Genomic DNA, 18,819 nt, shown 5'->3' with positions numbered 1-18,819 from the left:
AACCTATCGGGGGCCTGCGCTGTTGTGTGGGCAGCAGCGGCCGGTTAGCACTTGGCTGCCCCGAAGTTTTTGCTTTCTCCGTCATTTTCTTTTGCCCGATATGTCTACCATTTCCATCTACGCCGAAGCTTCGCCCAACCCGGAGAGCATGAAGTTCGTGCTGAATCAGCAGCTGCTCACCGATGGCGTGAGCGTGGATTACCCCAACCTGGAGGCCGCCGCCAACTCGCCGCTGGCCCAGGAGTTGTTCAACTTCGATTACGTAGGCCGGGTGTTTATTGCCCAGAACTTCGTGACCGTCACCAAAACCACCGACCACCAGTGGACGCAGCTGATTCCTGAAATCCGCACGTTCCTGAAGTCGTACGTAGAAGCGGGCGGCCCCATCTTCACTGTAGACCCCGCCGCTGAGCAGAAAGCCGCCCAAACGGCCGCCGCCACCGGCAACGCCTCGGAACAGGACCAGCAAACCAGCCAGAAAATCATTGACCTGCTTGACAACTACGTGCGCCCCGCCGTGGAGCAGGACGGGGGCAACATCACGTTCAAAAGCTACAACGCCGGTGTGGTAACGGTAAACCTGCAAGGCTCGTGCTCGGGCTGCCCTTCGGCCACCGTCACGCTGAAATCCGGCATCGAAAACCTGCTCAAGCGCATGGTGCCTGAAGTAACCGAAGTAGTAGCCGAAGGCATTACGGTGTAATGCCTGCTGTTCTAAAACAAGCAAGCCCGGTTCCTGCGAATCGGGCTTGCTTGTTTTATGGCTTCTCGGTTGCTCTGCCGTTGGCAGGACACCAATCGGTTACTTCCTTTTTACACTGAAGGCCCGGGAAACGTTGAAGCCGAAATAAATGTCACCGTCAAAGAAATTCCCTCGAGTTTCGGTCACAAAGAATTTTTCGATCATGCCCTGCGAGTTGGTGAAGTGCAGTTGAAACACGTGGCCGCCGGTTTCGATGTCGAAGCCCACGGCCAGGGAGTTACGAAAGTCGTCGGCAGTGGGGCCGGGCAGCAGGTAGTAGTACTCCAGGGTGAGGGCCACGCGCTTGCTGAGCTTCTGGCGGCCAGCCACGCCCAGGGCCAGTACGTCATTGTCGTCGCGCTCCGTGGCTACGAAGTTGCGGTGTACCAGCGTGGGCATGAGCTGCAGGGAAAGGCCAGGACTGAATTTGCGGGCCAGCAAAGCTTGGTAGGTATAGGTGAGGCGGGTGCGGAAAGGCCGCTCATTGCCAAAGCGCAACGTCGTAAGCGCCGTAGTTCCAAGCAGCGTAACCGAAACCGGCATGTGGGCTGGTGCTTGGCGGAGCAGGCGGTATTTCACAAAGCCGTCGTAGGTTTTCTCCAGGGAGCTGCGCCCGATGCCCACGGCCAGCCGGTCGTTGAGGCCGTACTCCAGCCCCAGCCGGATGGTGGCCTGATCGAGCCCAAAGAAATTATACGCGCCGCTGTTGAGCGTACCAAAGCGGTGCGAAATCAAAAACAGCAGCACACCCTGCCCCGGCGTTTCGATGGAGTGGCCGTTACTTACGCGCACTCCTTTGAAAGTGGCCGCAACGGGCTCGGGCACCCGGGCGCTGTCCTGGGCGGCGCTGAGCTGCTGCAGCAGGTCGTCTTGGGCCAGGGCCGGGAAGGTCAGTAGCAGGAAGCCGGCCGCGGCGAGCAGCCGGCGAAAAATAGAATGCCTGAAGAGCATGACTGGCAGCAAGGTTAAGGTTGGGGCGGACAGGTGAGGGCAACCGTGATGGTGACTGTTTTGGCAATATGCTCGCGCACCAGCAGCGGAATCTCAATCTGATAATCGGCGGGCGCTACCACAAACTTTGCGTTGACGGCCAGTGCGTTGCCGCGCAACGCCAGGGTGCCCGGCACGCGCACGCGGCGCTTCACACCATGAATCGTCAGGTCGCCCTCCACCGTCACATTGCGAGTAGTGCCCGGGGCCAGGGTTTCCGCAGCCGACCAGCCGGCCAGCTGCCCGGCAAACGTGGCCCGCGGGTACTTTTCCGACTCCACGTAGTTTTCGTTGAAGTGCTCCTGCATCAGGCCGTTGCGAAACACAAACGCCCGCATCGGTACCGTGAAGGCCAGCTGCCCGGTTTGCAGATCAAATACGGCCGCCACCTGCTCGTTGTGGGCTTCAATGTCCTCCAGCGGAGCCGAGGAAAAGAAACTTATGCGGCCCGTGCGGGTAAGGTATTTGCCCTGAGCCAAAGCACTGGAAGCAGTACTCAGGAGCAGGCTCAAAAGCAGCCAGAAAGGTTTCATCGGGAAGCAGCTCACAAGGGTTAATTATCAGGAGAACCAGCCGCTACCCACGCCCTGATGGCAGCCACCTCGCAGGGGTCTAAAGCGGGCCCGTTCTGGGGCATGGCCGGGTATCCAGACCCGGGTGTGAGCACGCCCAGCAGGGCACCATGCCCCGCATAATGCTGTACATCAGCCAGGTTGTCAAGGGCTGTATTCCCTTCTGTGTGAGTGCTGCTATGGCAGGAGTAGCAATGCTCCTGGAGCAATGGCTGTATGGTTAATCGGTAGGTCACAGCCGAAACGTCGCAGGCGGGCTGAGGCAGCAGCTCTTGAGCATTCTCATAAGCGCAGGCAGGCAGGAGCAAGCTTAGGGCTAGCCAGTATGGCCGAAACTGAAATTTCATAGTAGGTAATAGGAAAGGCGGAAGAGAATGCACTAATGTGAGGCTAATGCGGTTGGTTTCAGCAGCCGGTACTGCGCCCCAAAAAATACGCCCGCGCTACTTAGGCGAACCTGCCCGGCGCCTACACCGCCTAAGGGAATTTTTACGAAAGGCTCGGCCCGCAGTCCCCAGCGGGCTGCCACCTGCCGCTCGTAGCCCACCGAGAGGTTGACGACGCTTAGCCAGTGGTTGCTGCCTTTCTGCACCCGCCACTCGCGCTGCACCGGACGGTTGTAGTAGTTATAGTAATACAGGTACTGTTCGTCCCGCATCAGCAACGACGACAAGCCCGCGCTGGCAAACAGCTGATAGCGCGGCTGTACGCGCAGGGCATAGCGCACATTCAGCGGAATGTCTACCATGCGGCAGGCGGCGTCTACCTCGTCAATGGCCACATATGACGGCAGGTACGCCGGGCGGGCGTGGTAATCGGAGCCCCGGGCCTCGTAGCGCTTCATGGCCCGCAGCATGCCCACGTTCAGGCTCAGGCGCTCGGTGAAGAAGTACTCCAGCTGCCCGCCCACGTTGCTGCCGGTTTTGGTGACGGGCGAAAAGCGCACTGTGCTTACCTCCGGCGCATACTGCAGCAACACTCCCAGTCGGTACGCGGGGCGCTGCTTTTTCCTAGGTTGCGAGGAGTCGGCCGGGGCGGCGGCAACTGCTGGTTCCGGGGCCACTGGAGCCGGAGCCGGAGCCCTGGCGGAATCAGGTGGTGAGAGCAGCTCCGGCGTTGTATTCAGATGAGCCGAAGAGTCGGCCAGCGTAGCAACCAATGGAGTGCCAGCATTGGCAGCCCGGGCGCTGGGTAATGAGAGCGGCGTAGCCTGCTTCTCGGTGGTTTGCGCGGTAGGGTTGATTATCGTTAGCTCCGAGGCAAGCCGGCTGGCAGGCGCAGAAACGGCGGATTTTTCGGCTGTTGTGGTTTTGGGCAGCTCATTTCCCTTTTCGGCCACAGCCACCAGAACGGCCCCTGGAACCACGGTTTCCCCATCTGAAGCAGCAACGCCAACAAGGCCCGGATCCGAGTTGGAAATAGAAGGCCGCTGGCGGTTTGGCGGTGACGGTACCCAGGCCAGCCGCACCCGAGCAAGACGGCCCGGCTGCTGCTGGCCCTTCTGGGCCGTTGCCTCTGCCGCTGTGGCGGAGGCTATAGCGGCTGGAACTCTGGCTTTAGGCCCTAAAGCATCGGAGGCAGGATGCTGGCTGGCTTTCGTTGAATGAGACGCAGAAGCCGGGCCGGAAGCCAACTGGTGACCGGAACCCGGCGTTGCGGCGCGGGCCCGGGACGGAGCGGCCACCGATGGGGCGGAACCCAGGAGCGCGGGCGCATACGTAAACCACAGCAGCAACAGCACGGCCACTGTCGCAATTTCGGCGGCAAACCACCGCAGTACCTGGCGGTAAGCGCCGTGTTGCTGGGCCAGCGTGTCGAGGTGGCGCTCCATGCCCTGCCACGTCGCCGTGCCATCCTCTTCGGGAAAAGCCTCGGTAGCGCGCCGAAACAGAGCATCTAGCTCCTCATCTGACAGATTCGGCGTAGGCATGGTGGTTGATTTTCTTTAGCATTTCCTTTAAATGACCCCGCGCCTTCGAGAGGTTCGACTTTGACGCGCCTACCGAAATACCCAGTTGCCCGGCAATTTCCTCGTGCGTGAAGCCATCCAGCACATACAGGTTGAAGACGGTGCGGTACGCCGGCGACAAGCGTTGAATTAAAGCCACCAGCTCCTCGTAGGCCAGTGTATCCAGGGCTCCGGCGCTGCCATCGGCGTGTTCGTAAGCGTGTTCCGGCAGCTCCTGTGTCTGGTGGCGGAGCTGGGCGCGGTAATGGTCGATGGCCGTATGCACCATGATTTTGCGCAGCCACGCCCGAAACGAGGTGTTGATTTCCTGGCGGGCTGGGTCGAAGCGCACTACGTCACGGTACACTTTCAGAAACCCGTCGTTTACTACCTCCAGAGCCTCTTCGCGGTGGCGGGCATAGCGCAGGCACACGCTCAGGGCGTAGCTGTAGTAGAGCAGGTACACCCGCCGCTGGCATTCCCGGTCCATGCGGCGGCACCCGGCCAGCAAAGCCAGCAGCAGCGCAGAGTCATGTTCGGGTTGGGGCGGCACGGGCGCAGGGTTGTTGTGTATAGCCTACTCGGCGGTGGGGTAGAGCCGGGTTGCCTTACGCCCATAAAAAAGATGCTTAAATTAGCTAAGAGGCTGATAAAGCGCCAGAAATACATGCAGCGTTTGTGCAAAGACACAGAAAAAGCCCCGGCCAGGTAGCCGGGGCTTTGACGATAAGCGCTGAGGGCCGCTTACGCGTGCGTCGTGTTCAGCTTGGGAGCATCGGTATCGGTGATGGTAGTAGTATGGTCCACGCCCCGCTCACGGGCCTCCTTGCGGCCGTAGGTATCCAGGATGATGGGCGTAGCAATGAACAGCGACGAGTACGTGCCAAACACCATGCCAATCATCATGGCGAAGGAGAAGGAACGCAGGGTTTCGCCGCCGAAGAAGAACAGCACCGCCACTACCAGGAACACTGTGGTAAACGTAATCATGGTGCGGGAGAACGTGCTGTTCAGGGCCGGGTTGGCTACCTGGGCGAAGGTGAGGTGCTTGTTTTCGCGCAGGTATTCCCGGATTCGGTCGTAGATAACCACCGTATCGTTCATGGAGAAGCCAATGATGGTGAGCACGGCCGCCACGAAGATCTGGTCCATTTCGTAGTTCAGGCCGAACAGACGGGCAATGGGGTAGGCGGCAATAACCAGCAGCGCATCGTGGAACAGGGCAATTACGGCGGCCATCGAGTACTGCCACTTCTCGAAGCGCAGCAGCACGTATACGAAGATGCCCAGCAGCGTCAGGCCCAGGCTCAGCACCGAGGTTTTCTTGATATCGTCGGCAATGGTAGCACCTACTTTGGAGGTGCTCTTTACTTCCGGCGTGGCCGCGCTGAACTTTTGCAGACCCTGGTCGAGGGCGGTGCGTACTTTCTGGTCAGCTACCAGGCTTTCGTCATCGGCCAGGTAGCCGGTGGTGATGCGCAGGCGGTTGTTGGCGCCGTAGGTTTTTACTTCCGTACCTGCACCGCTAAAGTTTTCGAGTAGGGCCGTGCGTACTTCGTCGGCGGCCACGTTCTTGCTGAAGTCGACCACGTAGGAGCGGCCGCCGCGGAAGTCAACGCCCAGGTTGGGGCCACCCTGCACGGCCATCAGCACAAAGCCAATGACGATGAAAATAGTGGAGCCGATGTAAGCCAGCTTGCGCTTGCCCACGATGTCGAAGTTCAGGTTCTGGAACAGGTTGCGCGACAGCGCCGTGGAGAACTGAATCTTGCTGTTTTCCTTGTCTTTGGTCAGGAACTCGATGATCAGGCGCGATACGTACACCGCCGACAGGAAGGAGGTAAACACCCCGATGCCCAGCGTGATGGCGAAGTTCTGCACCGGGCCCGTACCGAAGAAGCCCAGGATGATGGCAATAATGAGCGTGGTAACGTTGGAGTCGAAAATGGCCGAGAAAGCGCGCGAGTAGCCTTTGTTGATGGCATCCTTAAGCTGCAGACCGTGGTTCAACTCTTCCCGGATCCGCTCGAAGATCAGCACGTTGGCATCCACCGAGGCGGCAATAACCAGCAGCAGACCAGCAATACCGGGCAGCGTGAGGGCCGTGCCAAACTGCGCCAGTACGCCCATTACCAGGAACATGTTGAAAAGCAGCGAGGCATCGGCTACCAGACCGGCACGACCGTAGTACACGGCCATGAAGATCATGATGATAACCAGGCCAGCCAGTGTAGAGTACAGACCTTGGTTGATGGCTTCCTGGCCGAGCGAAGGACCAACTACGGCTTCTTCCACGATGCGCGTAGGTGCGGGCAGCTTACCAGCTTTCAGTACGTTGGCCAGATCCTGCGCTTCTTCAATGCTGAAGTTGCCCGAAATGCTGGAGTTGCCGCCGGCAATTTCCGACTGCACCACCGGCGCGGAGTACACATAATCGTCAAGCACAATGGCTACCTGGCGGCCAATGTTGCTGGCCGTGAGGCGCTGCCACTTGCGGGCGCCGGCCGGGTTCATCTGCATGGATACCTCGGGGCGGCCGCCCTGGTCGTAGTCCTGGCGGGCATCCGATACCACGTCGCCACCCATGGGGGCCACGCCTTCGCGGGTTTTGCGGATGGCGTTCAGCTGCAGGTATTCCTGGCCGTCGATGGTAGTGGGCTTCACGTCCCACAGCAGCGTCAGGTTGGGAGGCAGTACGGCGCGTACTTCCGGGCTATGCAGCAGGGCATTCACGCGGGCCGTGTCGCGCAGGTTGGCACCCAGGCCACCAGGCATGGTGAACAGACGGGCCAACTGGCTGCTTTGGGCAGGGTTAGCGGAATCAGCTTTAGCCGCATCCTTCTTCTTGGCGAGTTGGGCGGCCAGGGAGGTAGAGTCGCCAGCGGCGGTGGCCGTGGCAGCAGTATCGGTGGTAGCGGCGGCGGTGCCGGTCGCTTTGCCGGCGGCTTCCTGGGCCGTCAGCACTTCATTCAGCTGGTTGAAATAGGGAGCAAACTCGTCGGTGCGCCACACTTCCCAGAACTCCAGCTTGGCCTGACCCTGCAGCAGCTTGCGCACCCGCTCGGGGTTGTCCACGCCGGGCAGCTCAATCTGGATGCGGCCAGTGCCTTTCACGCGCTGGATAGTGGGCTGGTTCACGCCAAACTTGTCGACGCGGGTGCGCAGGATGTTGAAGGAGCGGTCAATGGCTTCTTCCTCCTCCTTGTCGATGGCAGCAATTACCTGCTCGTTAGTCGAGTTGTAGGTCAGGCCGCGGCTCTTGTTGGTGGTGTTGGCGAAGATGCGGGCCAGCTTGTCGCCGGGGGCCACTTCGCGGAAGCTCTGGGCAAACAGGGCCGTGAACTGGGTAGTGGGGTTGGTTTTCTGCAGCTCCTGGGCCTTTTGCATGGCCTGCACGAACTTGGGGTCCTTGGAGTTGTTGGCCATGGCCCGCACAATCTCCACTGGCGAAATTTCCAGGGTCACGTGCATGCCGCCTTTCAGGTCAAGGCCCAGGCCGAGCTCTTTCTCCCGCACGTCGCGGTAGGTGAGGGGGCCGAATACGGGGGCGCGCCATACCGAGTCGAGGTAGTGCTGGCGTAGGTTCTGGTCGACGCGGCCACTGCGGGTGGCGTAGTTGACGGCCTTTTGCTGCACGCCCCGGGAGATGAACGTGAGCGTGAGGAAGTAGGCACACAACGCGGTAACGATGACCGTGAGGGTGATAATGAGGTTTTTATTACGCATGTACTAGGAAAATGGCAATGGAGAAGCAAGAATGAAGAAGGGGAATGAGTTACTAAGACTAAAGAACTGCGCAGCAACTCTTCACCTCTCATTCCTCCTGGGTCATTCTCCGCTAAGGAGCGTGCGGCGACAACGAAGTCGCCAGGAGCCGGGTGCGGAAGGCATCGGGCACAGCGCAGGGGCGGGGCGTGCCTACCGAGGCCGCCCGGGCCACCAAAGGCCAGTCCAGCAGCGGCCGCATCGGCGGCAGCCACACATCAGAAGCTGGCGAAACCCAGAGGCCCAGCGGGGCCGTAGCTTCCAGGGTTACTTTTTGCTTGACAACGGCTCCCTTCGGGGCGGCTCCTACACGGGTAGCGTGCCCGGGAGCTGTAGTCACAACCCGGTACATAGCCACGGCCTGGTGGTTCAGCCCCAACACCCACAGCAAGGTGAGTTGGAGTAGTATCAGCCGTAAGCGAGTAAGAAACGGGTTGAGGGTCAGGGTCATTGCGAAATTCGAAGTGCAAATATAACCAAAACCAGCGGGCAGGGAAAGCGCAATTCCGGCCTTTTTGCTGGGTATAGCCACCGAAAACGAGCAATGCCGCCCAAATCAGGAACGGCATTGCTCGTTTTTAGCAGCGGTACCAGCCAGTGCGGGCCTATACGTTGGCCGGTATCTTGCTTTTCAGAAACGACACCAGCACTTCCAGTCCTTTGTCGAAATGGTGGTTGTTAGGAATAATCAAGTCGGCGTCCTGCTTGAAGGGCTTGATATATTTTTCGTAGGTAGGCGCTACGTGGTTGGTGTAGCGGTAAAGCACGTCTTCCAGGTCGTAGCCCCGCTCGTCCCGGTCGCGCACAATGCGGCGCAGCACCTTCACGTGTTCCCGGGCATCGATGTACACTTTCAGGTCCAGCAGCCGGGCTACCTCTTCAAAATAGAATACGAAAATGCCCTCTACCACTACAATTGGCGCGGGCTTAAACACCAGCTCCTTGACCGGGGCGTTGGGGTTGTTGAACGTATACTCCGGCCGCCGCACCTCCAGGCCCTGGCTGATGCGCCGCACATCATTGGCGTACGCGGCCGAGTCGATGCTGCCGGGCAGATCAAAGTTCGTGACGCCGTTGCTGTCGACCTGCTGGGTTTCGCGCGGGTGGTAGTAGTTGTCCTGCGAAATCAGGCAGACATCCTGCTCGGGCAAGGATGCCAGCAAGCGGCGCAGGAAAGTGGTTTTGCCGGAGGCGCTGCCGCCCGTAATACCGACCAGAAAAGGTTTTTGCATGGGGTGGGAGTGCGGCCCGTTGCAGTGGGGCCAACCCTGCAAAAGTAATACAACGGCGGGGACTAATAGTGAAATGGTGAAATAGTGAGATGGTGAGTATGCTGTTCTGGCTGCGCAATCTGCTCAAGTGGCGCCATCAGAAGGTCAAACTCACCATCTCACTATTTCACCATTTCCCCGCTGAGCCACTGAACCAGACCGGCTACGGCGCGGGCCCGGTGGCTGATCTGATTTTTTTCGCTCAGCCCCATTTCCGCAAAGGTTCGGCCGTCGCCCTCAGCTGGCTGGAATACCGGGTCGTAGCCAAAGCCGCCCTGGCCCTGCGGAGTTTCGGTGATATGGCCCACTACCTCGCCCGCAAACAGCTGCGGCTCCGGCGTGAGGCCTACCAAGGCTACCACCGTGCGGAAGCGGGCCGAGCGGTCGGGGTGGCCGTGCAGCTCCTGCAGCAGCTTCTGCACGTTGTCGGCGGCCAGGCGCTGGGGGCCGGCATAGCGGGCCGAGTACACGCCCGGCGCGCCGTCCAGCGCAGTTACTTCCAAGCCAGTGTCGTCGGCAAAGCAGGCTACGCCGTAATGCTCCCACACGTATTCGGCTTTTTGGCGGGCATTGCCTTCGAGGGTATCCTGGGTTTCGGGCAGCTCGTCGCGGCAGCCGATGTCGGTCAGACTCAGTAGCTCGGTACCCGCCGGAAGCAAAGGCCGGATTTCATCGAGCTTATGGGCATTATTGGAAGCAAAGCAAAGGCGCATGGCAGATAGCAGGTTGAAAGTAAACGCAAAAAAGCCAGCGGTAAACCAACAAAAAAACCGGCGAAAGCCGGTTGTAGAAGAATCATAAAGACAGAAATCAGCTTAGCGGAACATCGTTTTTACGCTTTGCCAGGAATGCTGCACGGCCGTCAGCGGTGTTGCGGGAACCTCGCCCGCTACTAGGCTGGGCTGCAACATCTGCACCACCGGCGAGGCCGCGGCAGTGCCCCGCCAGGCCGGGCCGTTGCCGCCCACCGGCTGCGACCATAGCAGCGGACTGCAGATCAACAGGGCTAGGGTGCAGAAAACGGTCTTTTTAAGCGGCATACGGTTGAGATAAACAGACATAACCGCCCACGCAGTTGGCCAACAGGCAGCCTCAAATATAGACGGCTTTCGCTGAGGCAAGGTTAAGAATACGTTAAAACCGGAAAAAGCCGGCAAAGTCTTTTGAATTATGCCGTTACACTGTACCTTTGCACTCCCTTCCGCAAAATCGGCAGGCAGACAAGGTTTTAACGGGAACCCCGACCATGAAAAAAGACATCCACCCCCAGTATCGCGAAGTGGTGTTTCAGGACACTTCGAGCGACTTCAAATTCATCACCCGTTCGACGATGGGTTCGAACGAGACTATCACGATGGAAGACGGCAAAACCTACCCCGTTATCAAGGTGGAAGTTAGCTCGGCCTCGCACCCCTTCTACACCGGCAAAAACGTGTTTATCGACACCGCCGGCCGCGTGGAGAAATTCCGCAACCGCTACCAGAAGAAGTAAGCCTTTATGGAGCCGTCGGCCATTGGCCGCGGGCTCTTGGTTTGATAACAGACTCCCTCCGACAGCCGGGGGGAGTTTTTTATTTGCCAAATTTGACCCCGAGTCCCCACTCATTCCCCTTGCCTTTGTGTTGCTGTTGGCTGCCGGCCCACAGCTAAACGCCTTCCCCAATGCACGTTCTGCTTTTTGACGACCCGGCCATCCGGCCGCATCTGCTTCCGTTTACCTTCACGCGCCCGGTGGCGGCGCTGCGCTGCGGTATCCTCACGCTGGCCGAAAAGTGGCAGCACCGGCTGGGTGCCGCCTCGGTAGGCTACCTCACGGAGCCCTACCTGCAGGCCAAGTTTCCGGCCGGCAACACCCAGGGCCCGGCCCTGGTCATCAACGGCGCCGTGTGCCCCGATGAGGTGCTCACCCAGCAGGTGCAGGCCCTGCAGCCCGGCGAGGCCCTGTTTTGCGACGAACTGTTGGTCGCTGCGCATCTGTCCGATACTACGCAGGTGGCCGAGCTGATTCAGGATGGTTTCCAGCGCACCCGCGAGGTAGCCGAGCCGGTGACGGTCATTCGGCAGCCCTGGCACCTGTTCCTGCGCAACGGAGTGGAAATCCGCCGGGACTTTGAGCTGTTGACCAAAGGACGGCAGTCGGAACCGGTGGGCGACGTGCATACCATCGTGTATGCCCCGGAAAATATCTTCATTGAGCCGGGCGTGAAAATCCGGGCGGCCATCCTCAATGCCGAGCGAGGCCCCATTTACCTCGGCAAGGATTCTCAGGTGCATGAGGGCGCCATCATCAGCGGACCTATGGCCCTGTGCGAGGGCAGCCACATCAACGCCGGGGCCAAAATGCGCGGCGACAACACGGTGGGGCCGTTCTGTAAGATAGGCGGCGAAGTGGCTAACAGCATCGTGCTGGGCTATTCCAACAAGGGCCACGAAGGCTACCTCGGCAACTCCGTGGTAGGGGAGTGGTGCAACCTGGGCGCCGACACCAATACCTCCAACCTGAAAAACAACTACGCGCCCGTCAAAGTATGGAGCCACGCCGAGGGGCGCTTCGTAAATACCGGCCAGCAGTTCTGCGGGCTGATGATGGGCGACCATAGCAAGTGCAGCATCAACACCATGTTCAACACCGGCACGGTGGTAGGCGTGGCGGCCAACATCTTCGGCGCGGGCTTTCCGCGCACGTTCATCCCGAGCTTCAGCTGGGGTGGGGCCGCAGGCTTCGAAACCTTTAAGCTGCCAAAAGCGGCCGAAGTGGCGGAGCGCGTTATGGCCCGCCGTCAGCTGGAGTTCGACCAGACGGAGCAGGATCTACTACGCCACGTGTACGAACTGACGGTGAAGGACCGGGTGTGGGAACGAACGGGCCCGGCTGCTTCTGAGCGGAGCGTGGAACTGTAGATTCTTCTGCAAAAAAGCCTTCTGGAATCATGAAGCTCTCAGAACAGAACATGCGAATTCTATTAAAAGAATTGCGTGCTATTATCGATACTCATGCAGCACAGACCACTAGAGATATAGTATTAACGGATGCTAAAGATCTAATTCAATATCCTTTAGATGGTGGTTTAACCAGAGAAGAGATTATTGCATTAAAAAAACTGAAGGTTGATCAGACATTAACATCTGCCCTGCAAAAAGTATTTGTTTCCAATGCTGCCGGGGTGATATTTGACTTATTCTGCCTGATTGATGGTGTATCTGATCCAAATTCTTCAACCGGCTGGACGGGCGTGATGCTTGTGGATGAAGAAGAAGGAAGAGGACATTATGATTTTCTCCATGATGAATTTTTTGATTCTTCTGAGGAAAAATAACTGTTAAGCAATGCTGTATTTATTGATTCATTGGGAAGTATACTCGGCTTGAAATGCGCTTTTCTGACATTCCGGGGCAACAGAACGTAAAGCAGGTGCTGCGGCAGAGCGTACGCCAAAGCCACGTGGCCCACGCCCAGCTGTTTCGCGGGGCCGAGGGCTCGGCGGCCCTGGCGCTGGCCCTGGCGTATGCGGCCTTCCTGAACTGCGAAAACCGCCCTGCCGAGGCCGCTGATTCCTGCGGCCAGTGTCCCAGCTGCCAGAAAATCGACAAGCTGGTGCATCCCGACCTCAACTTCATCCTGCCCGTTACTACCACCAAAGCTGTAGTCAAGGATGCCGTGAGCAGCAAGTTTGCGGCGGAGTGGCGTACGTTCGTCCTGGAAAATCCCTATCAGGGCCTTAACGACTGGATGCAGTATATCGGGGCCGACAACAAGCAGGGCAGCATCTCGAAGGAAGAAAGTCTGCAGCTGCTGCGGCTGGTGTCGCTTAAAGCGTTTGAGGCGCAGTTTAAAATCGTCATCATCTGGCTGCCCGAACTGATGCACCCGGCCGCCGCCAACGCCGTGCTGAAGCTGCTGGAAGAGCCGCCACCTGCCACGGTTTTTCTGCTGGTGAGCAACGCGCCCGAGCAGCTGCTGCCTACCATTATCAGCCGGGTGCAGCCCGTGGTAGTGCGCCCGCTAACGGAGGAAGAGCTGACGCAGTGGCTGCACGAGGCGCGGCAGGTGCCCGAGGTGAAGGCCCGGCAGCTGGCTCAAATGGCTGAAGGCAACATCGGCAGTGCCCTCGCCACGCAGAGCACCGCCGCCACCGACCACGATTATTTTGAGCTGTTTGCGAAGTGGATGCGCACCTGCTATGGCAACAAAGTAAGCGAGATGCTGGAAAAGAGCGACGAGTTTCAGAAGCTGGGCCGCGAAAACCAGAAGGAGTTTCTACACTACGCCCTCACGGAGCTGCGCAAGGTGCTACTGTTCGGCCTCGACCCGCAGCTGGTGCCGCATTTGTCGGCCGCCGAGCAGCCCTTCGTGCAGGGCTTCAGCCGCTTCGTGACGCCCCGCAACGCCGAGCCGCTCACCCGGCAGCTCAACGAAGCCCATTATCACGTGGAGCGCAACGCCAACCCGCGCATGGTGTTCGTGGATACCTCTTTGCGCGTGGCGGAGCTGCTGCGGCAGAGCTAAAAACGCGTTAATCTGACTGGGAACGCAGAAAGTATAGCTTGCTAACTTGTTATAGCCGGCGTTAAAACTGCTATAGCCGGCAGGAACAATCCTGGGCAGTATCTTTGCCGGAGCGCCGCTGGCTGGCAAATAACTGCTTTCGGCGGCAAACGTCCAACTATGGCTTCTTCCCTGAAAACGACCATCCGCATTGGCACCCGTGGCAGCAAGCTGGCGCTGTGGCAGGCCCACCACGTAGCCGACTGCCTGCGCGCAGCGGGTTTTGAGCCCGAAATCGTCATCATCACCACGAAAGGCGACGTAGTGCTGGACCGCTCTCTCGATAAGATCGGGGCCAAGGGCGTGTTCACGGAGGAGTTGGAAGAAAGTCTGCGTTCCGGCCACACGGATATTGCGGTGCACAGCGCCAAGGATGTGCAAAGCAGCCTCCCCGCCGACCTGGAGCTGCTGGCCTTTATGGAGCGGGAGCAAGTAAACGACGTAATTGTCAGCTATAACCCTAAGCTGGATTTGCAGCGCCCCGGCCTCGTGCTGGGCACCAGCAGCACCCGCCGCAAGGCCATGCTCCGGCGCTTCCTGCCCCACGCCACTACCGCCGAGGCCCGCGGCAACCTCCAGACGCGCCTGCGCAAGCTTGATGAAGGCCAATACGATGCTTTGGTGCTGGCCTACGCCGGTGTGCACCGTATGGAGTACGACCACCTCATCCGCCAGGTGCTGCCCGAAACCCAGTACATACCCGCTACCGGCCAGGGCAGCGTAGCTATTGAGTGCGCCCGCAACCTGGAGCCCACGCTGAAAGCGGAAATACGCCGCGTGCTGGACCACCCCGCTACGCACCTGTGCCTGACAGCGGAGCGGGCGTTCCTGCGCACGATGGAAGGCGGCTGCAGCATCCCGTCCTTCGCGCTGGCCACGCTTTCCGCCGATGGCGCCCACGTGCAACTTCATGGTGGCCTCATCAGCCTCGACGGGCAGCAGTTTATCGAAGAAACCCAGTCGGCGCCGGTAGAAGCGGTGGAGATGCTAGGCGTACAGGTAGCCGAAAACGTGCTCAGCCGCGGTGGCCGCCAGATTCTGGACGATATCCGGCAGCAGCGAGAAGCTGAGGGAATGTAGCCTCTGTCATTGCGAGCAGCGCGAAGCAATCCGTCCTGGGCAACGTGCAGAGCCCTGAAATGTGAAATGCCCTTGACGTCCACGCTGACGTTAGGGGCTTTCTGGTAGAAGAACGGGTCTGGTATTGTACAGGACGGATTGCTTCGCTCCGCTCGCAATGACCACTCACGTAGTTGTAGTTGCCCTTCTGCCGCTCAGCGCATACACAATCAAAGCCAGCACGGCCCCGCTGGTATCGGCCAGCATATCTTTTTGCGCGTCCCAGATGTCGCCCTGGCTGCCGAGAAAGGCGGCTCCGGCGCTGCCCCCGGCTACTTCGGCGTACACCCACTCGATAAGCTCATACGCCATAGCAATGGTGCCGATGACGCAGAGCGGGAACAGGTAGCTGATAAAGCGGTTGCGGATGGTACCGTAGCGGTCCGTTAGCTCGATGATAGGGTAGGCGTAGAAACCGACGGAAAAGTGCGCCACCCGGTCGTACATATTGCGCTTGAAGCCAAACAGGTTGTTGAACCAGTCGAACGGTACTTTTTCGAAGGTGTAGTGCCCGCCCACGGTGTGCATGAAAATCAGCACGCTCATCAGCAGGTACGCCGTGTTGGAAAACCGTACGCCGCGCCCGTACAGCAGCACCAGCCCGCCCACAATCAGCAGAATGGGCAGGTTCTCAGCCCACCAAGTACCGCGGTCAGCGGGGCTGAAACCCAGCGCCACAAACTCGACGAGGGAGAGTACCAGTAGCAGTTTGGGAAACCAATGAGGGCGCGGCGTGGCCGCAACGGGCGTAGAATCGGGCATAAAGCGAAGAGCTGGAAAGACGAATGGCGGTGCATACGCAAAAGGCGCGGCGTACGGCCGGTTTTTGGCGCAACCGGCGCCCCCGAATGTAGCCGCCTCCGCAGAAAGCGCGTAAGTTTGAGCTGCTCTTTTACCCCACTGTTATGAAACTACTGTTCCGGCTGGCGGCCGCCCTCCTGATTATGTTGGCATTTGGCCAAGCTGCCACGGCCGCCAAAAAACCGCGCACTAGCAAGAAGGACGAAGTTGTAACCATCAGCACGTCCCTGGGCGACATTCGGCTGGTGCTGTCGGACCTCACGCCCCAGCACAAGGCCAACTTCCTGAAGCTGGCCAAAGACGGCTTCTACAACGGTACCACGTTTCACCGCGTGATTCCCAATTTCATGGTGCAGGGCGGCGACCCGAACACCAAAGACTCGGACCCCGGCAACGACGGCATGGGCCCGCCCAACGAGAAAACCATTCCGGCCGAAATCCTGCCGGCCCTGCGCCACAAGTACGGGGCGGTGGCCGCCGCCCGCCAGGGCGACTACGTGAACCCGCAGCGGGCCAGCAGTGGCTCCCAGTTCTACATCGTGCAAAACCATAACGGCACCACGCACCTCGACGGCGCTTATACGGTTTTCGGCCAAGTCATCAGCGGGCTGGAGGTAGTGGACAAGATTGCTCAGCAGCCCCGCGACGAGCGTGACCGTCCCACTACCGACCTCAAAATGACGGTGAAAGTGGAAAAGCTAAAGAAGAAGAAAATTACCGAGCTCTACGGCTACCAGTATCCCTGAGCGCGCCAGTTTAGGCCGTTTTTGCCTTTTGTTCTCTCTTAGCCTGCCATTTTATGCGTCTGCTGATAACGGGTTCCAACGGCCTGCTGGGCCAGCAACTGGTAGCCCGCCTGCACCAGGAGCCGGGCGTTGAGCTGATTGCCACGTCCCGGGGCGCTAACAAGCTGGCTGGCTTGTATCCGGCTGTGCGGTTTGTGCCGCTCGACGTCACGGACCGCGCCCAGGTGCTGCGCGTGCTGGCTGAGGAGCAGCCCACACACCTCATCCACACGGCCGCCATGACCAACGCCGACGAGTGCGAGCTGAACCGCGAGGACTGCTGGCGGCAAAACGTGACGGCGGTGGAAAACCTAGTGGCGGCCTGCGAGCAGCAGCGCATTCACCTGCTGCACCTCAGCACCGATTTCGTATTCAATGGAGACACCGGCCCGCTGACCGAAGACGCGGTGCCCGCGCCTATTAACTTTTACGGGGAAAGCAAGCTGGCCGCGGAGCATGCGGTGCAGGCAAGCCAAGGTCCTTGGACTATTCTGCGCACGGTACTGGTATATGGCACGGTCTATGAGTATGGCCGCACTAATCTGGTGCTGTGGGTGCGCGACTCACTGCGGGCCGGCAAACACCTCCAGGTAGTCAACGACCAGCTTCGCACGCCCACGCTGGCTGAGGATCTGGCCGAGGGCTGCTGGCTGGCCGCCCGCCAAAATGCCACCGGCATCTACCACATCAGTGGGGCGGAGGTGTTCACTCCCTACCAAATGGCCCTGCGCGTAGCGGCGTATTTTGGGCTGGATGCCGGTATGCTTACCCCTGTTGATGCCGCAACGTTTACTCAGCCCGCCCGCCGCCCGCTGCGCACGGGTTTTATCATCGATAAGGCGCGCCGGGAGCTGGGGTACGCACCCCATACCTTCGAGGAAGGAATTGCTCTACTGGCCCGGCAAACCGAGTAGCGGACATTTACTGCTTAGGAAGATGTACTGGCGCTTCAGAGTGTAGTATGTCAGGAACCGCTTGTTGATTTTTTGACCAGGGTTCCTATATTGACAGTGCGCTATCTATAATATGCCCCTGACTTGCACACCTGTCCGGCGGCGCTGTATTTCTTATTGGGAATTTTTATTCAGCCCGGTGCGAGCATGAAGCGCTTTCTGCTATCCTTTTATCTGCGGGTACACCGTTCCTTTCGCTTTTCGCGGGTCGAAACCAACGGGTTTGTGGTGCTGCTGGTGCTTATGAGCCTGCTCCTGCTGGTACCCACGCTGCTGCTCCCCGCCCTGTCTCACTATAATCCGGCAGCTGATCAAGAGGAACTCGACAGATTTGCCGATGAGCTGGCTGCCCGCCGGGCTCCAAACCGCCAGTACGCGGGCCGCAAGTCCCGGTATCCGTCGAAATACAGCCGCAGCTCCGTGGAGCAGGTGGCGCTGGCGCCCTTCAATCCCAACGCGCTGACGGCCCAGGACTGGGAAGCCCGGGGCGTGCCGCGCTACGTGGCTGCCCGCCTCGTCCGCTATGGCCAGGCCATAAAAGGCTTCCAGGCCAAAGACCAGATTCGGAAAGCCTATGGGCTGGAACCAGCTGTATATGCGCGACTGGACCCGTTTATTGAGCTGCCCGAGCATCTGCCGCCGCGCACCAAGCCAGCCTGGAACCGCCACGACTCCACGGCTTACGCAGGCACCCGGCGACCAGCCTTTACCGCTAATGCGCCACGCTTTAAACGTAAGCCGACGAACCTGCAGCCGTTTGACTTGAATGCGGCCGATACGGCGCAGTTTCAGCTGATACGAGGCATTGGTCGGAAAACGGCCCTGCGGTTGGTGGCTTATCGGGAGCGGCTGGGTGGCTTCGTCAAAGAGGAGCAGCTGCAGGAAGTGTTTGGCCTGCCGCCCGACCTGGCTGATAGCCTGCGCAAGTACACCTTTGTGCGCGAGGGCTACGTACCGACCCCGCTCCACGTGAATCGGGCAAGCTTTGGGGAACTGAAGGCGCACCCGTACGTAGGGCCCCGGCTGGCGCGGGTACTGGTGGCCTTTCGGGAGCAGCACGGGGCGTTTCAGCAGCCCGAGGACCTGCGCCAGATTCGGATACTGGAGCCGGCCGAGCTGGAAAAGCTTCGGCCGTATCTGGGGTTTGCGGTGCCGTAGCCAGGCTCGTTTTCCGCATATGCAGATGTGCTGATGAACAACTGAAGCAGGTGGCAGGGAAACACAGCAGGGTAATTATGCGCAGCAACTGTATTTTGCCGCGACAAAATTGCCGGCCCTGCGTAAGGGAAGGCATCCGGCCGGCCGTAGGGGCTGGCCGATATCCTGA

19 protein-coding genes are annotated in these 18,819 nt (G+C 59.5%); 9 read left to right on the top strand and 10 right to left on the bottom strand.

What is annotated here, in order from left to right:
* Positions 1 to 100: 100 nt before the first annotated feature.
* Entirely contained in the window at positions 101 to 703 is a 603-nt protein-coding gene (locus I5L79_RS04600) for a NifU family protein (RefSeq protein ID WP_196953855.1), read from the top strand.
* 99 nt (positions 704 to 802) lie between these two features.
* Here I5L79_RS04600 and I5L79_RS04595 read toward each other — a convergent pair whose 3' ends face one another.
* From I5L79_RS04595 to I5L79_RS04555, 9 genes are all read right to left on the bottom strand, one after another.
* Positions 803 to 1,693, bottom strand: a complete 891-nt coding sequence (locus tag I5L79_RS04595; protein WP_231402775.1) for a DUF5777 family beta-barrel protein — start codon at positions 1,691 to 1,693, stop codon at positions 803 to 805.
* 14 nt (positions 1,694 to 1,707) lie between these two features.
* Complete coding sequence (locus I5L79_RS04590) at positions 1,708 to 2,265, bottom strand: YceI family protein (RefSeq protein WP_231402773.1); 558 nt, start codon at positions 2,263 to 2,265, stop codon at positions 1,708 to 1,710.
* 418 nt (positions 2,266 to 2,683) lie between these two features.
* On the bottom strand, positions 2,684 to 4,234 hold the full coding sequence (locus I5L79_RS04585; RefSeq protein ID WP_196953854.1) for a porin family protein: 1,551 nt from the start codon (positions 4,232 to 4,234) through the stop codon (positions 2,684 to 2,686).
* Positions 4,209 to 4,805, bottom strand: a complete 597-nt coding sequence (locus I5L79_RS04580; RefSeq protein ID WP_317191355.1) for an RNA polymerase sigma factor — start codon at positions 4,803 to 4,805, stop codon at positions 4,209 to 4,211. Before I5L79_RS04580 ends, I5L79_RS04585 begins: the two co-directional genes overlap by 26 nt.
* Positions 4,806 to 4,996: 191 nt before the next feature.
* Positions 4,997 to 7,978, bottom strand: coding sequence for a protein translocase subunit SecDF (gene secDF / locus I5L79_RS04575; protein ID WP_196953853.1), 2,982 nt, complete (start codon positions 7,976 to 7,978; stop codon positions 4,997 to 4,999).
* Between the two features lie 112 nt (positions 7,979 to 8,090).
* On the bottom strand, positions 8,091 to 8,468 hold the full coding sequence (locus tag I5L79_RS04570) for a hypothetical protein (protein ID WP_196953852.1): 378 nt from the start codon (positions 8,466 to 8,468) through the stop codon (positions 8,091 to 8,093).
* 154 nt (positions 8,469 to 8,622) lie between these two features.
* Complete coding sequence (locus I5L79_RS04565; protein ID WP_196953851.1) at positions 8,623 to 9,249, bottom strand: uridine kinase family protein; 627 nt, start codon at positions 9,247 to 9,249, stop codon at positions 8,623 to 8,625.
* Positions 9,250 to 9,410: 161 nt separating this feature from the next.
* Positions 9,411 to 10,001, bottom strand: coding sequence for an RdgB/HAM1 family non-canonical purine NTP pyrophosphatase (gene rdgB / locus I5L79_RS04560; protein WP_196953850.1), 591 nt, complete (start codon positions 9,999 to 10,001; stop codon positions 9,411 to 9,413).
* 102 nt (positions 10,002 to 10,103) lie between these two features.
* Positions 10,104 to 10,328, bottom strand: coding sequence for a hypothetical protein (locus I5L79_RS04555; RefSeq protein WP_196953849.1), 225 nt, complete (start codon positions 10,326 to 10,328; stop codon positions 10,104 to 10,106).
* A gap of 206 nt (positions 10,329 to 10,534) precedes the next feature.
* Here I5L79_RS04555 and I5L79_RS04550 point away from each other — a divergent pair, with 206 nt between their 5' ends.
* The 5 genes from I5L79_RS04550 to hemC all read left to right on the top strand — a co-directional run bounded on the left by I5L79_RS04550 (position 10,535) and on the right by hemC (position 14,914).
* On the top strand, positions 10,535 to 10,780 hold the full coding sequence (locus I5L79_RS04550) for a type B 50S ribosomal protein L31 (protein WP_196953848.1): 246 nt from the start codon (positions 10,535 to 10,537) through the stop codon (positions 10,778 to 10,780).
* A 170-nt stretch (positions 10,781 to 10,950) separates the two neighbouring features.
* Positions 10,951 to 12,189, top strand: a complete 1,239-nt coding sequence (locus I5L79_RS04545) for a GlmU family protein (protein ID WP_196953847.1) — start codon at positions 10,951 to 10,953, stop codon at positions 12,187 to 12,189.
* A 29-nt stretch (positions 12,190 to 12,218) separates the two neighbouring features.
* Complete coding sequence (locus I5L79_RS04540) at positions 12,219 to 12,605, top strand: hypothetical protein (protein ID WP_196953846.1); 387 nt, start codon at positions 12,219 to 12,221, stop codon at positions 12,603 to 12,605.
* Positions 12,606 to 12,658: 53 nt separating this feature from the next.
* Positions 12,659 to 13,795 carry a DNA polymerase III subunit gene (locus tag I5L79_RS04535; protein WP_196953845.1) on the top strand — a complete coding sequence of 379 codons (1,137 nt, stop codon included), beginning with the start codon at positions 12,659 to 12,661 and terminating at the stop codon, positions 13,793 to 13,795.
* A 159-nt stretch (positions 13,796 to 13,954) separates the two neighbouring features.
* Positions 13,955 to 14,914, top strand: a complete 960-nt coding sequence (hemC, locus tag I5L79_RS04530) for a hydroxymethylbilane synthase (protein WP_196953844.1) — start codon at positions 13,955 to 13,957, stop codon at positions 14,912 to 14,914.
* Positions 14,915 to 15,079: 165 nt separating this feature from the next.
* Here hemC and I5L79_RS04525 read toward each other — a convergent pair whose 3' ends face one another.
* On the bottom strand, positions 15,080 to 15,715 hold the full coding sequence (locus I5L79_RS04525) for a DUF2238 domain-containing protein (RefSeq protein ID WP_196953843.1): 636 nt from the start codon (positions 15,713 to 15,715) through the stop codon (positions 15,080 to 15,082).
* A gap of 143 nt (positions 15,716 to 15,858) precedes the next feature.
* Here I5L79_RS04525 and I5L79_RS04520 point away from each other — a divergent pair, with 143 nt between their 5' ends.
* The 3 genes from I5L79_RS04520 to I5L79_RS04510 all read left to right on the top strand — a co-directional run bounded on the left by I5L79_RS04520 (position 15,859) and on the right by I5L79_RS04510 (position 18,650).
* On the top strand, positions 15,859 to 16,500 hold the full coding sequence (locus I5L79_RS04520) for a peptidylprolyl isomerase (RefSeq protein ID WP_196953842.1): 642 nt from the start codon (positions 15,859 to 15,861) through the stop codon (positions 16,498 to 16,500).
* Between the two features lie 53 nt (positions 16,501 to 16,553).
* Positions 16,554 to 17,453 (top strand): SDR family oxidoreductase, encoded by a 900-nt coding sequence (locus I5L79_RS04515; protein WP_196953841.1) that lies wholly within the window; start codon positions 16,554 to 16,556, stop codon positions 17,451 to 17,453.
* Positions 17,454 to 17,639: 186 nt separating this feature from the next.
* Positions 17,640 to 18,650, top strand: a complete 1,011-nt coding sequence (locus tag I5L79_RS04510; protein ID WP_196953840.1) for a helix-hairpin-helix domain-containing protein — start codon at positions 17,640 to 17,642, stop codon at positions 18,648 to 18,650.
* Positions 18,651 to 18,819 lie beyond the last annotated feature (169 nt).

Origin of the sequence: Hymenobacter guriensis (assembly GCF_015773195.1) — a bacterium.
Lineage (GTDB): Bacteria > Bacteroidota > Bacteroidia > Cytophagales > Hymenobacteraceae > Hymenobacter > Hymenobacter guriensis.
This window is presented reverse-complemented; position numbering and strand designations above follow the sequence as displayed.

Excerpts from the sequence above, each read along its gene's own strand:
- I5L79_RS04570 (WP_196953852.1), bottom strand. The coding sequence starts at position 8,468 with ATGACCCTGACCCTCAACCCGTTTCTTACTCGCTTACGGCTGATACTA.
- I5L79_RS04595 (WP_231402775.1), bottom strand. The coding sequence starts at position 1,693 with ATGCTCTTCAGGCATTCTATTTTTCGCCGGCTGCTCGCCGCGGCCGGC.
- I5L79_RS04535 (WP_196953845.1), top strand. The coding sequence starts at position 12,659 with ATGCGCTTTTCTGACATTCCGGGGCAACAGAACGTAAAGCAGGTGCTG.
- I5L79_RS04515 (WP_196953841.1), top strand. The coding sequence starts at position 16,554 with ATGCGTCTGCTGATAACGGGTTCCAACGGCCTGCTGGGCCAGCAACTG.
- secDF (WP_196953853.1), bottom strand. The coding sequence starts at position 7,978 with ATGCGTAATAAAAACCTCATTATCACCCTCACGGTCATCGTTACCGCG.
- rdgB (WP_196953850.1), bottom strand. The coding sequence starts at position 10,001 with ATGCGCCTTTGCTTTGCTTCCAATAATGCCCATAAGCTCGATGAAATC.
- I5L79_RS04525 (WP_196953843.1), bottom strand. The coding sequence starts at position 15,715 with ATGCCCGATTCTACGCCCGTTGCGGCCACGCCGCGCCCTCATTGGTTT.
- I5L79_RS04555 (WP_196953849.1), bottom strand. The coding sequence starts at position 10,328 with ATGCCGCTTAAAAAGACCGTTTTCTGCACCCTAGCCCTGTTGATCTGC.
- hemC (WP_196953844.1), top strand. The coding sequence starts at position 13,955 with ATGGCTTCTTCCCTGAAAACGACCATCCGCATTGGCACCCGTGGCAGC.
- I5L79_RS04585 (WP_196953854.1), bottom strand. The coding sequence starts at position 4,234 with ATGCCTACGCCGAATCTGTCAGATGAGGAGCTAGATGCTCTGTTTCGG.
- I5L79_RS04510 (WP_196953840.1), top strand. The coding sequence starts at position 17,640 with ATGAAGCGCTTTCTGCTATCCTTTTATCTGCGGGTACACCGTTCCTTT.
- I5L79_RS04540 (WP_196953846.1), top strand. The coding sequence starts at position 12,219 with ATGAAGCTCTCAGAACAGAACATGCGAATTCTATTAAAAGAATTGCGT.
- I5L79_RS04520 (WP_196953842.1), top strand. The coding sequence starts at position 15,859 with ATGAAACTACTGTTCCGGCTGGCGGCCGCCCTCCTGATTATGTTGGCA.
- I5L79_RS04600 (WP_196953855.1), top strand. The coding sequence starts at position 101 with ATGTCTACCATTTCCATCTACGCCGAAGCTTCGCCCAACCCGGAGAGC.
- I5L79_RS04565 (WP_196953851.1), bottom strand. The coding sequence starts at position 9,249 with ATGCAAAAACCTTTTCTGGTCGGTATTACGGGCGGCAGCGCCTCCGGC.
- I5L79_RS04590 (WP_231402773.1), bottom strand. The coding sequence starts at position 2,265 with ATGAAACCTTTCTGGCTGCTTTTGAGCCTGCTCCTGAGTACTGCTTCC.
- I5L79_RS04550 (WP_196953848.1), top strand. The coding sequence starts at position 10,535 with ATGAAAAAAGACATCCACCCCCAGTATCGCGAAGTGGTGTTTCAGGAC.
- I5L79_RS04545 (WP_196953847.1), top strand. The coding sequence starts at position 10,951 with ATGCACGTTCTGCTTTTTGACGACCCGGCCATCCGGCCGCATCTGCTT.